Here is a 17,296-nt window from a genome sequence, read left to right as displayed (position 1 = left end):
GCTGATGACTCGGTGTCATCAGCCCTTTGAATTTTTCACTTACAAGTTCAATATCCCTTATTGAACCGTCTCTATCTCAACCTCGTAATTGGGTCGAAAATTTATTAAAAATAAACCCTTATTATAAAAACCACCCCAATTTGAGATACGTTCGAATTGCAAGGCCGACTGCAGGGTATGCGGATGATGATATTGCAGGCAATGAGTAAACTCACGACCATAATCGCGCAGGGCACTCAAAAAATAATAGCTCAGGTCGTAGCCCCACAAGCTATAACGACTCATATTGGAATGCACGCCGGCTGTTTCAAAAAAGGGCGATATGGCCATAGGCTCCGTCCCAAACCACTGACGGTAAGCTTCGATACGCCCTTCAGAGAGGGTATCCTTATAATCCACAGCATAGTAACTAAACATCTGTCCGTTTAAACGATGGATATCCTCGGGGTTAACCGTATTATACTTCAGCCAGTCGGGTAAGCCCCACAGGGTTACATCGGCCTTTGTTTTATCAGCAGCCCCTTTCACCGTGGTGATGATGCGATTTACCTGAGCCTCCTCCACCGAGGGAATAAGTACCGTATTTTTCTTGTTTTTATCAAACATACGTTCCAGGCTTACCAAATCGTCCTGTTTAAATTTATACTCCACAAAGTCAGGTATTTCACCATTTTTAAAGCTCTCCCAGTATACTTTATCGCGCAGTAACTTACTGAGGCGTTGCTCAAATTCATTCTCTTCACTCTCGGTACGAATCATCACCATCCGGCTACCATTGGATTCCTCAATCATCTTCTGCGCCATTCGTTCGAGCATGAGCGTATCGGCGGCATTGGCCTGAAACAAGAGTGGGTTATTATACAACTCACTATTGGTTGTTGACAAGGGATACACCATAGGAATCGAAAACCTACGTGAAAAATCAGACACATACTTAAGGTTGGTTGAGTATGCCGGTCCAATAATCAGATCTGCATGCATCAGCTCGGGCTGCATTAATATTTCCTTCACCCGGTTGGTATCGGGCGCTGTGTCATACACAAACATATCAATGTTTACGCCTTCCTTCTTGAGGGTCTCTAAGGCCAGTAAGGTACCCTGATAAAATTCCACAAATACCTTTGAGCGAACTGATAATCGACGTTTTTCACGCACCACCTCAATGGTATCGCCATCTACCTCTTTCATCTCCAGGTTACCCTGCTGTGTGGCCTCCACATTAAACGGTAATAACAAGGCTACTTTTAGTGCAGGCGAGTTAAGGCCATAGTCATAACGCTCACACTCTTTCTTTTCAAAGGTCACAAACTCACTCATATCCACCGCATCCTGCACCTCAACGGTGCTTTGTCGCTGTGCATAGTAATCCTCCACCCATTGCTTAGTAGGCACTTTAATAACCATACCCTTGCGCCAGTCGGCAAGATCAATACCCTCGGCCTTGTTGACCTTTTCAATCAGCTCGACGGGTACACCGTAACGCTCTTCCACATCAGTGAGTGATTCACGTCTTTTGATTTTATGCTCCACAATGGCAGCATCAGCATAAGCATCTTCGTTTTTAGCTTGTTTTATACTTGCCTTGGGAATGCGCACCAAGTAGCCCAAAGGCAGATCGTTGGCATCCACCGAAGCGTTTGCTGCAGCTACTTCCTGCATTTTGGCATTGTAAGCTTCCGCAATGCTGTATAGTGTCTCACCCTGCTTAATGGTGTGATAAATAAAATTGGCATCTTCACTACCATCCAGTTCAACACTGGTTTCTTCCTGTTCTGCCACAGCCTTTTCCATGGGTATGCGCACCAGCGATCCCACGCTCAAAACACCCGACTCAAGGCCTTCGTTATGACGGATGATAGTAGGTATATCAACACCATACTGACGTGCAATACCATACAAAGTTTCCTTGGGTGCTACCTTGTGAAGGTGATACCCCTCTTCGGGAAGCACTTCTTCGTCAGGCACAATCTCATTCTTCGGAATTTTAATAATTACGCCTTCCAGCAGCTGTTGTCGGCTGCCGGGGTTATTGGCATAGATATCTTCCAGCTCTACCCGATAACGCTTAGCAATGTAATAGGCCGTCTGCCCTTTCTCCACCGTGTGATAGATGTATTGTTCGGCATTCAGTTGCGCTGCCGTATTATTGCGTCCCTTAATTACAGGCACACGTACCAGCTGACCTTCCTTTAACCCAAGTGCCACCGCCGGATTCACTTCCAGTATCTCTTTCTGCGATACACCATATGACACACTGATGCGATACAAACCCTCACCTTTTCGCACTTTATGGAGGTAATATTCCTTACCATCAATGATGATTTTTCCGGTTCCCTCCGGTATATTCTCCTGTGCCACAAGTGACTGCTGCGGCAAAGACAGAAAAATAATAATTAGACTTAACAGGGTAGCTGTAAAATACTTCATAGTTATACTCGTCCGTTATGCGCCATCGGCTGAACAACAGAAACTACTGAATGCTGCCGCCAGGCGTTTAAAAGTCCAAAAGTAAAAAATTGCACTGAAATGACATAAGGCAGGCGAAGCAATTAACCGTTTTTAGCTAAGTGAGAGGAACTATGTGTGAATAAAGTCGCCTATTTATTAAGCCCGGCAAGAAAAATGCAGGAATCGTGAGTCATGAAAAACAATGTTCACAACTTACAATTCCTGCATTTCTTTTAACATCCTTTACTTAAATCTTAAGTACCTGACATCCTCCTGTATTCCTACCTTAATAATAACTGCATCGGATAGTTCGGACTGGTCAACATGGTTTTATCGAAAGTTTTAAGCTTGCCTCGTTTCACGTAAGGTGCTCCCCGCTCCCTCAGGTGCTTTACCATGGCCTTGCGCCATGTCTTAAGCGCCTTCTTATAATTGTCATCATCAATCAGGTTACGTTCTTCGCCCGGATCCTTTATCAAATCGAACAACTGCTCCTCACCACTGCGAAAGAACCACACATACTTTTGCTGCCCATCAGTTAGTGCACACCAGTAATTATGAGCATCATAGGTAGTCGCATGCTCCAGATCGATGTAAGGGCGCCACCGGGCATCATGATGCTCCACTATATCCATCAGCGAACGACCATCCATGTTATTGGGCTGCTTTATGTCGGCCACACTCAGCATAGTAGGCAACACATCGCGCAGCTCCACGCAATTCAGAAGTTCAGTTCCTTTGTTCATCACGGCAGGTGTACTTTCGGGCCATTTCAATATAAAAGGCACCTTTGTAGAGCCCTCATAGGCGTAGGTCTTTCGCCAATGGTGATGGTCGCCCAACATATCACCATGATCGGATATGAATATTATTAAAGCATTATCGTACATCCCTTTCTGCTTAAGGGTAGCGATAAAGCGGCCTATCTGATCATCGATAAAAGTAATGGCGGCATAATAATGACGGCGCGATTTAATAGCATGCTCCTGCCCATAATCACCAAAGGCAGCCTCCTTATTCGGCGGATAAGCTGCAAAATCATCTGCCCAATCGCCGATGTAAGGTGCCGGTATGTCCGCATCCTTATAGAGATCGAGGTAACGTTTGGGCGGGTCATAAGGGCTGTGCGGACGCGCAAAACTCAGCTTCATAAACAGCGGCTTTTCGTCATTATAGGCATCCACAAAGTCAATGGCGGTTTGCGCCGCCCAATAGGTAGGGTGTAAATCTTCGGCCAACACATAGGTAGCAGCCCGATGCTCATTCCAGCCAATGCCTGTCGCATCAGGATTGAGCCCAGGCGCCTGTTGTGCAAACCACTGACGATAATCGCTGATAAAACCATCGGATTCTACACGCCCACTCTCATCCAATAATGTTTGATGAAAACCATGCAGGTTACGTTGTGGATGCCAGTGCATCTTACCAATACCCAGGGTGTGATAACCGGCATCACGGAGCATCTGCGGCATTTCATTGGGATATTCCTCAGCTACTCTATAATACCCCAGCATTCCATGCTGCCAGGGAGAACAGCCCGTTAATAATCCGGCACGTGCCGGCGTGCAGCTGGGCACCGACGAGTAACCATTGGAAAACCACACACCATCATCGGCCAGGGCATCCAGGTTGGGCGTTATAATCACCTCATTTTCCTTACCAATACAATCACCTCGCTGCTGATCGGTCATGATTAAGAATATATGTGGCTTCGTTTGTGCGAAACCAAGCGTTAGCCAAAACATCAGTAAAAAACCAAGCGTATATTTCATCGTCTTACCATTTAATTTTAGACCAAAGCTAAAGTAAAAAATTACCGATCATCGGGTCTTCCTGTTCAAAAAGGAGAAAGACCGTTATTCCGTCTCCAATTTACCATCCGCTTTGAGCACCAGGCGCGCATTAAATTTCTCCTGGGTTTGCAGGTTTACAAATCCTTTGATAACAGGTGTCTTCTGTTTCAATACCAGTGCCTCCACCTGCTTTTCACTTAACTTCTTGCCCATAAACTCAAAAGGAATACGCAGTCGACATCCGTTCTTAAAGTTATTACAGCCATAAGCCGCTTTTCCTTTTACAATCTCTCCCTGCTGACACAGCGGACAAGTCCATCGCACCGCTTCTGCCTCCTCCAGGCTAAGCTTAAAATCGCTATTCAGGATAAGGCTTCCATCCACCTTATCGCCCTCTTTATCAAAACCCTTTATCTTAGCTGTCTTTCCTTTAACTATAAGCTGTTCAATTTGCTTATCGCTTAACTTTTTACCCATAAAATCAAAGGGAATGAGCGTTTTACAGCCTTCCGTGTAGCGCGAACACCCCCAGGCGCTCTTGCCTTTCAGCATCTGCCCCTGCTTACACTGCGGACACTTTAGCACCTCGGGCTTTGTATCCTTTCGGGGGGCAGTTTTCTTCTCTGCCTCTTTAGCCGCTTCCTCAGCCACTTCAATTTTTTTCTCACTTCGATCGTGCTTCACATGAAACACAATGTCGGACACCATCTGCTTCAACTCATTCATAAAGGCAGCTGCATCGTACTGCCCCTTTTCAATCTCACGCAGTTTCTTCTCCCATATACCTGTTAACTCAGCCGATTTCAGCAACTCATTCTGAATCGTATCGATCAATTGAGTACCGGTAACAGTTGGATGCAGATTCTTACGCACCTTGGTAATATACTTACGTCGCAGGATGGTTTCAATAATGGCCGCACGCGTTGATGGACGTCCGATACCATTCTCTTTCATGGCATCGCGCAGCTCTTCATCATCTACCTGCTTACCGGCTGTTTCCATGGCACGCAGTAGGGTGGCTTCGGTGTAAGGCTTTGGTGGCTGGGTCTCCTTCTCGATCAGTAGCGGATCATGCGGTCCCTTTTCTCCCACGGTAAAATCGGGCATAATGTCATCCTGCTTCTTCTCAGTCTCTTTACCATCCATAAAAACAATACGCCAACCGGGCAATAACAACTGCTTACCAGTGGCCTTAAACTCAACCCCGTTGACATCGCCCATCACCTGTGTATTTGAGATACTGGCATCGGGATAAAAAGCCGCTATAAAACGACGGGCCACCAACTCATACACCAGCTTCTCATTGCGGCTCATTGCATTGGCATACACTCCTGTAGGAATAATGGCGTGGTGATCGGTTACCTTTTTATCATCAAATACTTTTTTTGACTTTTTAATTTTGCTCTTTAAAAGCGGAGCCGTCAATGCTTCATGATCCTTCATCCCTTTGAGGATATTAGGCACCTTGGGGTAGATATCGTTACTCAAAAAAGTGGTATCCACCCTGGGATAGGTAGTTAGCTTCTTCTCGTAGAGCGACTGGATGGTCTTCAGGGTTTCCTCGGCTGAGAAACCAAACTTTTTATTGCACTCCACCTGCAGCGAGGTAAGGTCAAAAAGGCGCGGCGGCGCTTCCTTACCCTTTTTACGGGAGAAATCCTTCACCACAAAATCATGCGGCTTGATGGTTTCAAGGTAGGCATTCCCCTCTTCTTCCTTGGTAAATCGTCCCTTGGTAGCCGAGAAAATCACATTGCGATAGGTGGTTTTCAATTCCCAAAAAGGCTCTGGAGTAAAGTTATCAATGGATTTTTGACGCTCTACAATCAATGCAAGCGTGGGTGTTTGCACCCGCCCTATGGACAGTACTTGCCCTTGCTGACCGTATTTTAGGGTATAAAGTCTTGTGGCATTAATCCCAAGCAACCAATCGCCAATAGCACGTGAACTACCTGCGGCATAAAGGTTAGCAAAATCGCGGGCATCCCGCAGTTTCTCAAAACCTTCGCGAATTGCCTCTTCGGTCAGCGAGGATATCCACAAGCGCTTTATCGGGCATTTGGTACCGGCCTTGTGCAACACCCACCGTTGAATCAGCTCCCCTTCCTGACCGGCATCACCGCAGTTAACCACCTGCTCGGCACCCTGCACCAGCGTGCGAATGGTATTAAACTGCTTCTGAATACCCGAATCGTTAATTAGCTTAATTCCAAAACGTGAAGGAATCATGGGCAGCCAGCCCATACTCCAGCGCTTCCATTCGGCCAAATATTCATGCGGCTCCTTCAAGGTGCACAAGTGACCAAAAGTCCAGGTTACCTGATAATTATTGCCTTCATAATACCCATCGCGCTTCGATTTTGCGCCAACAATCTGGGCAATTTCATAGGCTACACTTGGTTTCTCTGCAATACATACTATCATCGGCATTTTCGTTTCAATTACAGCGAAGATACTCATTTCTATAAACCATGTTTTTTTACTTTACAAAAGAGTTTTCAACAACGCTCACAATGAGCTGATTAATAGTCAAATGGGTGAATAATGAATATTTATCATCATCATTTGAGTTACAGCGAGATAAGAAAAATGAAAATTTTTACATTAAATACTTCAAAAAAGTCTGTATATGTCAAAATTGTTCCTACATTTGTTACCGAACAATTATTTACACGAGGCTCCTTATTACAAAAAATGCCTCACAATTTTATTTTTAAATGAATAAAGGTACAGTTAAGTTCTTCAATGATTCAAAAGGTTATGGATTCATTAAAGACGAAGAAAGCAGCAAAGAGTACTTTGTGCACGTAACAGGTCTTATTGACGAAATCAAAGAAAATGACGAAGTAACTTACGAGCTTCAAGAAGGTCGTAAGGGTTTAAACGCGGTGAATGTAAAACTAGCATAGATTAGATTTATATTTAATGAGATTAAAGAAAGGCTGTTTCGTTTGAAACAGCTTTTTTTCGTTTATTCTACTCCTTTCCCACCCCAACATTCTGCTTGCCCTTTTATCAAATTATTGATCGTATTTCCTATCTTGCGTCTTTCCTTAATACGCTAAAAAAAGATAGAGTATGACCAATGCACATAACCATGCACAAGCACTAATTGATTTTATACACCAGAGCCCCACAGCTTTTCATGTGATTGCCAATACGGCAGCCGAACTGGAAGCCAACGGATACCGTTACCTGGATATAACCCATCCATGGCAGATTGAAAAGGGCGGTAAGTATTATACTACCAAGAGCGGCTCTGCATTGTTTGCCTTCCAGATAGGTACCGATGAACCTGAGGAAAAAGGCATGAAACTGATTAGTGCCCACAGCGACTCGCCCGGCTTTAAGGTAAAACCACAGCCTGAGATACTGGCTGACGATTGCTATCTGAAGCTGAATACCGAAGTATATGGCGGCCCCATCCTTATGTCGTGGCTCGACCGCCCCCTATCGCTTGCAGGTCGTGTACTGCTAAAGGGAGATAATCCCTTAAACCCCAAGTCCAAGCTCATTGACTTTAAAAAGCCGCTACTAATTATCCCAAGTATGGCCATCCACCTGAACCGTGGTGTAAACGATGGGATGGAGCTCAACAAACAGGTTGATATGCTGCCCCTGATGGGCATGATTAATGACACCCTGGAAAAAGACAACTACCTGCTGCATCAAATAGCTGATGAACTAAAGTTGGACCCCAGTGAAATACTGGATTTCGACCTTTTTGTTTATGAGTATGAGAAGGGCTGCCTACTGGGGCCACAACAGGAGTTTATCTCCTCGCCCAAGTTGGATGACCTTGCCATGGTACACGCCGGCCTCAAAGCACTGCTGGCCAACACCAACACGGCCAATACCAACATCCTATGTATCTTCGACAACGAAGAGGTAGGCAGCGTAACCAAGCAGGGTGCCGGATCGCCTGTATTGCGGAATATTCTGGAGCGATTGATGGAACAGCTTGGTAAATCGAAAGAGGACTACCAGCGCGCCATCTACCAATCATTTATGATATCGGCTGATATGGCCCACTCCGTTCATCCTAATCATCCCGAAAAACATGACCCTGTGCTACACCCCATAATGAACGGCGGCCCCGTTATAAAAATTCATGCCAATCAGAAATACACCACCGATGGCGAGAGTAGTGCCATTTTTGAGAGCATATGTAAACTCGCTGAGGTACCCGTCCAAAAATTTGTAAACCGCTCCGACATGGTGGGAGGCTCAACCCTGGGCAACGTATCAACGGGTAAGATTGATATGCGCACCGTGGACATTGGCAACCCTATGCTGGCCATGCATTCGGTTCGCGAGCTGGGAGGAACACAAGATCATAGCTATGTAACAAAGGCATTTAACACGTTTTATCAGTTATAACGAGCGCTATTTTTTAGAATAGAAACGGCGGTACTCTTAGTGATACTGCCGTTTTTAATTAAAAAGATTATATTTATCACCTATTAATGCAACAGAAAAAGCCAACAGCAATCAGAAACCATACACAAGCTTGCTAATGGCTTATCACCAGCAGATCGCTGCGAATATATACTTTTACCACAACAAAAAACCATGACACACACAGAACTCTCCGATACTGACAAGGCCTTTTATCAGGATGGCCTTCGCCTGGCAGAAGCCGCCGGCAAAGATAAAATTGAAGCAAGACCCTTATGGCAATCCACCCGACAGGAGCAAGATGCCATGGAAGGACTCATAGAAGTACTTACAGAAGAAGCCGGTCGACAGAATATCACTATCGACTGCCATAAGGGTTGTAATTGGTGTTGCCATCAACCCATTTTTGGTGTGTCGCACGAGTTTCATTACCTGTGGCAGTTTATGCTGCTAAATATGAATGAGGAAGAACGTAAAAAGGTACTACAAAGGGCTTTTGACAATTACCAGAAACGCGGTCGCCTGTCGCAGGAGGCACTAGCCAAAAGCAAGCTGCCTTGCCCACTACTGATCAATGGTACCTGTGGCGCCTATGCAGCCCGCCCCATGGCCTGCCGCATTTACCTGTCCATGTCGGAGGAGAGCTGTAAAAAGTTTCATGACGATCCGGATAAGGAGGAACATTACCCGCAACTACTGGGTTTTCCCTTGCGTGCCGGACAGATGATGAACGAAGGCTTTAGTGCCGGACTGAAAAATGCCGGCCTCATCAATAACGAATACCTGATGGAGGAAGGCCTTTTGATTGCCCATAATCATGGTGAAGCCATCGATCCCGATAAGCTGCACGAACATCCTCTGTTTAAAGAACACTAAGGAAAGGGCAAAAAACAGAAGGGGATGTCCTCTGACATCCCCTTCCTCACACAACTAAACCTTTAATCTACTTTCCATCACAGCTTAAAAGTTTGAAGTTTTATATTATTGTGGTGTTAATACTAAAACCCAATTGTCGCCCCATAAATCAGCTACACCACTAATTGTAATTACTCCAGTTTCCGGATCCACAGAACCTGTTCCTGAAATTGGAGATCCAAATGGACCTGTTGTATTGAAATAGCTTAAGCCACCACAAACATCCTTAAGAAAACCGGGATACTCTCCGCTTAATCCGTAAATATCATACCAGTAAGTAAACAGACCACCTGAAAAATCAGAAATCGTATATTCACCATTGATATCTCCTTCCGTTAATGTAACAATTGATTCGAAGTCGACTGCAGGATTCTCGTCTGGTGTAGGACCCGGATCGGTAGATTGACCATTGGCAATACAGAGGTATGTGCCCGACAAATCAGATTCACACGCTACACTGGCATTAATAGCCACACTTGATCTGGTTGTTTGACCATTAGCGGTTACTAAAACTTCATAATTAAACACATCACCTAACGCTAATGAATTTTTATCAATACCAAGTGCTGATGTAATATTATCCGCAGTAATATAAATTGAAGCAGGGAAATCTGAACTTTTGAAAACCTCAACTCTTTCTCCTTGCCCATTATATGAACCCTGAACAATAATCTCACTAGCAGTATCTCCTTCTTTAAGAACTACCGTAAATTCAACATAGGAATTATCCAAATCATTTAAATCATAGAAAGACGATGTTACGTTTTCAATAACAGGAATCACTGCCCCCTTCTTTGCACTGGGAAGCAATATTTCCTCTTCGCTATCAAAGCAACCTGGGAGTACCATGAAAATGATAGCAGACAAACTACATATTATAATTTTTTTCATATTTACTTTATTTAATGTTCACACTACTTCGCCCACCAAACCTTACTAGCACTATTCCTATCCGGCACATTTGGATTAGAGGATACTTCATCATTCGCGTAAGGAATACGTTCAGGTGGCGCTGAAATGCTGTTTTGCATAGTTGGAATTCGCGTTCTGCGATAGTCATTATAGGCTTCGATCGATTGGAACAACCATAACGAAATATACTTTTGCTCCATAATATGATTGAGTGTCAAATTATCAGATCCAGGACTTACAGTTGATAATTCCAAATAGGCTGTCCTCTCATCTTCTTCAACCCCAGCGCGTATAAGAGCTTCTTTCACTGCTTCAAGATAAGCACTATAGGCCTCTGTTGCCTGGTTTAGTCGTAAATTGGCTTCTGCTTCAATAAATTTCAATTCATCAAATGTTATGATAGGAAGAGGCGATGTTGCTTTGAGATAGTCTCCACTTGCTCTTGAATAAATGTCGCCTGATTGATCGGTTGCTGCAGAACCATTCGGAGCCGGCACATATTCACCTCCTACTGTTCCAAACCAAAGGTCAATGCGAGGATCATTCAATCCATCCATCAAATCAAATAAAGTTTCACTAATGGCATGATGACTGCGATCATTAGATTCTTGATACCAGGGATGCTCTCCCGTTGCATCTGTTGTAAAGCTATCAAATACCATATTGTCATCCGCTGATTCAAAAGCGTTATTTATAGCGGCTAGTGCATCATCTGCAGAACCCGTGGCATCGATATTACTCTTTCTGTTATACAACCTTGCTTTTAATGCGTATGCCGCCTTAATCCAGGCATCAGCATCGCCACCATAGTAAAAATCAGAGGCACCCGGAGTTCCGATGGACTCCTTTCTAAGATCGGCAATGGCCTCATCTAACAAAACAAATAGACTATCATAAACCACCTCTTGACTATCAAACATCGGAGTACGATTTTCGCTACCAGCCAAGGCTTCTTTCATAGGCACCTCACCCCACAAGTCTGTGGCTACAGAGTAATTTAACGCGCTTAGAACCTTGGCAATACCCACAGTCGTCCAATTACCAGCTTCCGAGCCTTCGCTACCGGCTTCTATTACGATTCTCAGATCATTTAAAACTGTAGAATACAAACTATTCCAACTATTATTACCAATTGTTGAGTTAATACCAGTTCGTTTATCAGCCGTTTCTAACTGTCCATGAACTCCTGTTGTATGCTCACAAAAGACAGACGAATACCAAGCCAGATCCGTTCCTAATACGTCAAATGCAGTTGCCACGGTCGATTGTGAAATCAACAGCTTTGTAGGAACATCGGTAGGGCTGTTAGGGTTGGTTCCAATTTCATCCATGGTGTCTTCGGAACAAGCAACTACCAGCAGTACCATCATTATTAAGAAATAAAATATATTCTTTCTCATTTCATCATTTTTTAATTGTTAGAATTCCAAAACAACCTTTCCACCAAAACTAGAGGTCTGCGGGAAGGCTACATACTCTAAACCTTGTCCATTTACAGCACCAGTTGTACTAGTTTCAGGGTCGAAATTTGGATAGGATGTCCAAAGTCCAAGATTCCTTGCAACAAATGATAGGGAAGCATTTTTAATGAAAAGATTTTCGAGCCAACTCTTGGGAAGCGTGTAACCAACTGACAATTCTCTAAACCTCACATATGATGTTTCGTGCACATGAGCTTCATCGATACCGCCCAATATATCATTCCAATATTCTTCACCTCTTAGAATAGCAATATCATTTTCACCTGTAACAACCAATTCTCCATCAGCATCTAAATAGCCTTTTACACCATTTAATACCATAGGAGTTTCTCTATCTTCGGTTATATCAAGCATTCCATACAACCTACCCAATCTATTATTTCCAGAATACATTTCTCCACCATTTTTCCAATCAACTTGCGCAGTTACGGTGACTCCATAAATTGTGAAAGTATTTACAAAACCTAATAGAAAATCAGCTTGTACATCTCCTATCTTCTTTGAGTTTTCGTCAGCAATTGGCATCCCGTGATACGGATTACCGGGGTCATCTAAGAGGACAATATTCCCACTATCATCTCTTAAATACCCAACACCAAATATAGATGGATAGGTTTGCCCCTCTAGCGCTCTAATACTTGGAGTTGTAAACCCTCCTAAATAAATATCCGAAACACCCGGAGCCAACTCAAGAACCTTATTCTTATATTTCGTAAAGTTTGCGGCAAAATCCCACTGGAAATTTCTGGATTTGTATGGCGTAATTTGAAACATTATCTCGTGTCCAATACTTTCCAACTTACCAGCATTTCTCAGTTCTTCCTGATAACCAGTTGAAGCAGCAACGGGCACTGCAAATATCTGATCTTCAACTTTCGAATTAAAATATGTATAATCTAACGTAATTCTATTATCCCAGAAGTGCAATTCTGTTCCCAGTTCAAGTGTATTTGTATTTTGAGGCTGTAAATCAGCACTCCGCAGTGTGGATGATTGACTAAAGGCATTTACACCATTAAATGGGAATTCGATACCATCATTTAAAAATCCACTTCCTGCGCCACCTTTAACATATATGTTAGTTATAGGATAAGCTCCAGGAGGTGCCTGTCCAACCTGAGCATAACCAAAACGAATCTTACCAAAAGTTAATAACTGAGGTGAAACATCTAATAATTCGGTAAACACAAAACTACCCCCTATAGATGGATAGAAGAAGTCGCGATTTCCTCTTGCCAGATTTGATACCCGGTCGTTTCTTCCGGTCATTGTTAAATAAATCATGGATTTATACCCTAGCGTGGCACTTCCATATAAACCTGCAACCCTTCGCTGAGACACGGCTTCGGTGGTTACTTGTGAGGAAGTATTACTCATATTATGAAATCCTCCAATATCAAAGCCAGAGCCAATCACAGACAACTCCCTTGAGTACACATCATAGATTTCGTTACCTACGACTGCGCTAACGTCAAAATCTCCAAATTTCTTATTAAACATTGCACTTAAATTGGAGTTATACTGACGCTGAACATACATAAAATCAGTTATCTCTCCACCCGAAGGAGGATTCGTACGACCACCTGTTCGTCCCGATCCTAATTCATAAACTTCCTTTTGATGGTTCGAAATATAATCTATTCCAATCTGATATTTAAAAGTAAGATAATCAAAGGGCTGATAACTAAAATGTACGTTACCAATCATCCGATCATTATACTCTGAAAAATCATTATTAGCCAGCGACCACCTGGGATTATCCATTGCCGAACGATAATGAATCTGTGCATAAGGATCATCTTCCTTTGCATAAGGCGTTCCCCATAAATCATATGACCGAGGTGCAAAATAAGTTGTAAAAAGTGGATTAGATAAGTTACTACCACTTGGTAATTTACCTACTTCCATATCAGCAAACATGGCCGTACCACCCACTTTAAGCTTATCTGTAATATTAAAATCTGCATTAACTTTTCCGGTATAACGCGTCATACCGGTCGTCGGAATAATTCCTGTCTGATCTGTATAACCAAAGCTTACCGAATAATTACCCGTGTCAGTACCCCGGGAAAAATTCACATTTGTGGTGAGTGTTCCTCCGTCACGAAAAAGTGGATCAACATTATCGTAGACCCGTCCGGTTACAGTTTTTCCAACATTATTTACATATTCCCCAAGTTCCGAAATACGAGGTCCCCATGACATTGAGGTTCCCTGACTAAAGCTTCCACCATTACCTTGTGCAAAGGTACTTTGCAGATTAGGAGTTTTTGTTACCACATCCATTGTATAAGAAGTCGATACCGTAACTCTTCCTTCTTTCGACTTTAACCCTTTTCCACTTTTCGTAGTAATCAAAACAACACCATTACTGGCACGAAGACCATAAAGTGCTGATGCAGCCGGGCCTTTCAGTACATCTACCGACTCAATATCTTCCGGATCAATATCTAAAGAACGGCTGGAAGCATCACTACCAGACACGCGGTCAACGGTTGCTGCACTCACAAAAATAGATCCTGATTCGATAGGCATTCCATCTACCACAAATAAGGGTTGATTATCTCCTGATAAAGAGGTAGCTCCCCGAATTGTCATGTAGGAAGAGGCACCGGGCATACCCGATGACTGCTGAACCGACACACCCGCAACTTTTCCCTGCAAGGCATTGGTAACATTAGGCTGTGAAGCATTTGTAATTAACTCTGATTCTACTTTCTGAGTAGAGTAGTTAAGTGCTTTTTTCTCTTTCCGAATACCCATAGCCGTAACAACGACTTCATCTACACCGATGGATTCTGATTCGAGCACGATGTTAATACTCGTTCTTCCTCCAATTATCACATCCTGCGTTTTCATCCCCACAAAGGAGAATAAAAGGTTGGTGGCATCATCCGGCACACTCAAAGAGTAGTAACCGTCAACATTGGTAACCGTACCAATGGTTGTTCCTCGCACAACTACGGATACACCCGGCATGGGCTCACCCGACTCGCTATCGGTAACAGTACCGGTAATGGTCGTTGTTTGAGCAAACATTGCGTTCAGTCCTGTGAATAGCAACAAGGACATGATTAATGCTAATCTGCGCATAAAACAAAAGGTTTAAGTTAATAATAGTGATAAACGATTGGCGCCGGTGGCGCACATTCTGTATAATATTCCGAACTAACGTTGCTTGTGTAAATTCTGGCGAGTATCTGCACAAACCATCCCTCCGAAATACAATTAATAAATAGGAACTCTAATTTCTGTAAGAACTGTGTCAGGTAATCATTTGATTAAAGGTTTAAAAGGTGAATAATGGTGATAAAAGTTAAAGTTGATAAAATTTCTACGTGTGCAGATACAAGCTGTCAACTGGCGATTTTGACACTGTAAAACTATTTATTTTATAATTTGAAATTAATTCATCTTAAAACAAAGTATACTGTAAACACATACGCTGGATTCTTTGTATTTTATTATATCCTAAAAAAACAAAGAACTACCCAAATTTATGATATTGAACAACAAAGTCAAAATATTAATCAATTTTTGTTAATTTTCCTTAAATATTTAGTGGTTTGCCTGCAAGGAATTGTTTTCAGAAGGTTTATTACTACTAAGACTAAATATAAATTACTCAGATATTGCCATTTATCGATGGTTATATCTATTTATCTACATATTTTTGGTTTTGGATTATTAGATACAATGTTCAACCCGATTTATCATTTCCACCCTGCCTTAAGCAGAATGTAAGTGGTAAATTAACAAACAAAGCAGCGGATGAATAAAACAATAACCATCGCGGTATTACTAACGTTCATTGTTTTGTTACTGATGAATTTCTTTCATCGTGACAAGCCCCTTAATTTATCGCAATATCAGCTTAAGCAAAGCTTTGCCAATAAGCATGAGCCCTCGGTGGACCACCGTCAATTCGACATTCTCAAACAGAATTTTAAAACCCCTCAAGAAGTAACGGAGGCCTGTCTTACCTGCCATAATAAGCGGCACGAAGAAATTATGCGGTCGAGCCACTGGAACTGGGAACGGGTGGCCTATGTAGAGGGCAAGGGCATCTCAAAAATGGGGAAAAAAAATGTGTTGAACAACTTCTGCATTGGCGCCAGCACCAACGAGCAAGCTTGCGCTGCCTGCCACATCGGCTTTGGTATGTCGCACAATACTTTCGACTTTAACAATGCCCGTAATGTGGATTGCATGGTTTGCCACGACCGCAGCGAGGAATACATCAAAGGCTCGGCTCAGGCGGGTTACCCCGATCGTAGCGTGAACCTGATTAAAGTGGCCCAAAGCGTGGGACGTCCCAATAAAATCAATTGCGGTGCCTGCCATTTCTACAGTGGCGGCGGCAACAATGTGAAGCATGGCGATCTGGAAGAAGCACTATTATCCTGCGACCGTGATGTGGATGTGCACATGGCGGCCAATGGCATTAACATGGACTGTGTTGATTGTCATTCGGCCGATGAGCACCGCATAAAGGGAAAACTCTACTCGGTATCATCAACCGATGTTGATCGATTGCGCTGTGAAGAGTGCCACACTACCAAACCCCACCTCGATGATGTATTGAACCGACACTTCTCAAAAGTTGCCTGCCAGACCTGTCACATACCCATTTACGCCAAAGAAAACTCTACCAAGATGGCCTGGCGCTGGTCAGAAGCAGGCCGCCTGGATGAGCAAGGCATGCCTTATCACGAGGAGGATTCGCTGGGCAACCACACCTACCTATCGATTAAAGGTGAGTTCGAATGGGCTAATAAGGTAAAGCCTGAATACAAATGGTTTAACGGCAATGCCCAACATTACAAACTGGGTGATACGGTAACAAGTTTGCCGGTACAAATCAATCGTTTATTGGGCTCGGCCAGCGACAGTCATTCAAAAATATACCCCGTGAAGGTGCACCGTGGCGATCAGATTTACGATCCGAACACCCAACTGCTTATCCAACCCAAAGTTTATGCCGAAGCCAAGGGCGACAGTGCCTATTGGAAGGACTTTGACTGGAAACTGGCTGCCGAAGCCGGTATGAAAGGGGTCGGGCTACCATTCAGCGGTGAGTTTGAGTTTATCGAAACGGAAATGTACTGGCCCGTCAACCACATGGTATCCCCGGCAGAACAAGCCTTATCGTGCGAGGAATGCCATGCACGGGAGAACGGTCGCCTGGCATCGCTGAATGACTTCTACCTACCGGGCCGCGATAAAAACGACTGGATTGACCTATTGGGAAGCCTGCTATTGTGGGGCGCCCTGGCCGGTGTGACGATTCATGGCAGCGCCCGCCTGATTAATGCCTACCGTCGTAACGAACTGGAATCAAAATAAGAC

General features: G+C 43.6%; 10 protein-coding genes. 4 read left to right on the top strand and 6 right to left on the bottom strand.

Translation table 11 applies throughout. The features are described 5' to 3' along the window. Positions 1-57: 57 nt before the first annotated feature. The 3 genes from ACRD7A_RS00445 to ACRD7A_RS00435 form a co-directional block, all read right to left on the bottom strand. Positions 58-2,427, bottom strand: a complete 2,370-nt coding sequence (locus ACRD7A_RS00445; RefSeq protein WP_430809364.1) for a LysM peptidoglycan-binding domain-containing protein — start codon at positions 2,425-2,427, stop codon at positions 58-60. Between the two features lie 302 nt (positions 2,428-2,729). Beyond that, on the bottom strand, positions 2,730-4,220 hold the full coding sequence (locus ACRD7A_RS00440; RefSeq protein WP_430809363.1) for an arylsulfatase: 1,491 nt from the start codon (positions 4,218-4,220) through the stop codon (positions 2,730-2,732). An 84-nt stretch (positions 4,221-4,304) separates the two neighbouring features. After that, positions 4,305-6,665 carry a type IA DNA topoisomerase gene (locus ACRD7A_RS00435; protein WP_430809362.1) on the bottom strand — a complete coding sequence of 787 codons (2,361 nt, stop codon included), beginning with the start codon at positions 6,663-6,665 and terminating at the stop codon, positions 4,305-4,307. Between the two features lie 293 nt (positions 6,666-6,958). Between ACRD7A_RS00435 and ACRD7A_RS00430 the strand changes: the two genes are divergently transcribed. From ACRD7A_RS00430 to ACRD7A_RS00420, 3 genes are all read left to right on the top strand, one after another. Continuing rightward, the gene (locus tag ACRD7A_RS00430) at positions 6,959-7,150 is read left to right on the top strand and encodes a cold-shock protein (protein WP_430809361.1); all 192 of its coding nucleotides are present in this window, start codon (positions 6,959-6,961) and stop codon (positions 7,148-7,150) included. Between the two features lie 169 nt (positions 7,151-7,319). Continuing rightward, entirely contained in the window at positions 7,320-8,621 is a 1,302-nt protein-coding gene (locus ACRD7A_RS00425; protein WP_430809360.1) for a M18 family aminopeptidase, read from the top strand. 192 nt (positions 8,622-8,813) lie between these two features. Then, on the top strand, positions 8,814-9,515 hold the full coding sequence (locus ACRD7A_RS00420) for a YkgJ family cysteine cluster protein (protein WP_430809359.1): 702 nt from the start codon (positions 8,814-8,816) through the stop codon (positions 9,513-9,515). 105 nt (positions 9,516-9,620) lie between these two features. Here ACRD7A_RS00420 and ACRD7A_RS00415 read toward each other — a convergent pair whose 3' ends face one another. From ACRD7A_RS00415 to ACRD7A_RS00405, 3 genes are read right to left on the bottom strand one after another with little or no spacing between them, the layout of a single operon-like run. Then, positions 9,621-10,445: a BT_2262 family domain-containing protein gene (locus ACRD7A_RS00415; protein ID WP_430809358.1), complete on the bottom strand. Its 825-nt coding sequence runs from the start codon at positions 10,443-10,445 to the stop codon at positions 9,621-9,623. A 23-nt stretch (positions 10,446-10,468) separates the two neighbouring features. Continuing rightward, positions 10,469-11,866, bottom strand: a complete 1,398-nt coding sequence (locus tag ACRD7A_RS00410) for a SusD/RagB family nutrient-binding outer membrane lipoprotein (RefSeq protein ID WP_430809357.1) — start codon at positions 11,864-11,866, stop codon at positions 10,469-10,471. Positions 11,867-11,884: 18 nt separating this feature from the next. Continuing rightward, the gene (locus ACRD7A_RS00405) at positions 11,885-15,040 is read right to left on the bottom strand and encodes a SusC/RagA family TonB-linked outer membrane protein (protein ID WP_430809356.1); all 3,156 of its coding nucleotides are present in this window, start codon (positions 15,038-15,040) and stop codon (positions 11,885-11,887) included. A 678-nt stretch (positions 15,041-15,718) separates the two neighbouring features. Here ACRD7A_RS00405 and ACRD7A_RS00400 point away from each other — a divergent pair. Continuing rightward, positions 15,719-17,293 (top strand): tetrathionate reductase family octaheme c-type cytochrome, encoded by a 1,575-nt coding sequence (locus ACRD7A_RS00400; protein WP_430809355.1) that lies wholly within the window; start codon positions 15,719-15,721, stop codon positions 17,291-17,293. Positions 17,294-17,296: the final 3 nt, after the last annotated feature.

Source organism: Carboxylicivirga longa, from assembly GCF_050589825.1.
GTDB lineage: Bacteria > Bacteroidota > Bacteroidia > Bacteroidales > Marinilabiliaceae > Carboxylicivirga > Carboxylicivirga longa.
The sequence above is the reverse complement of the archived record's forward strand: the minus strand, read 5'-3'. Positions and strand labels throughout refer to the sequence as shown.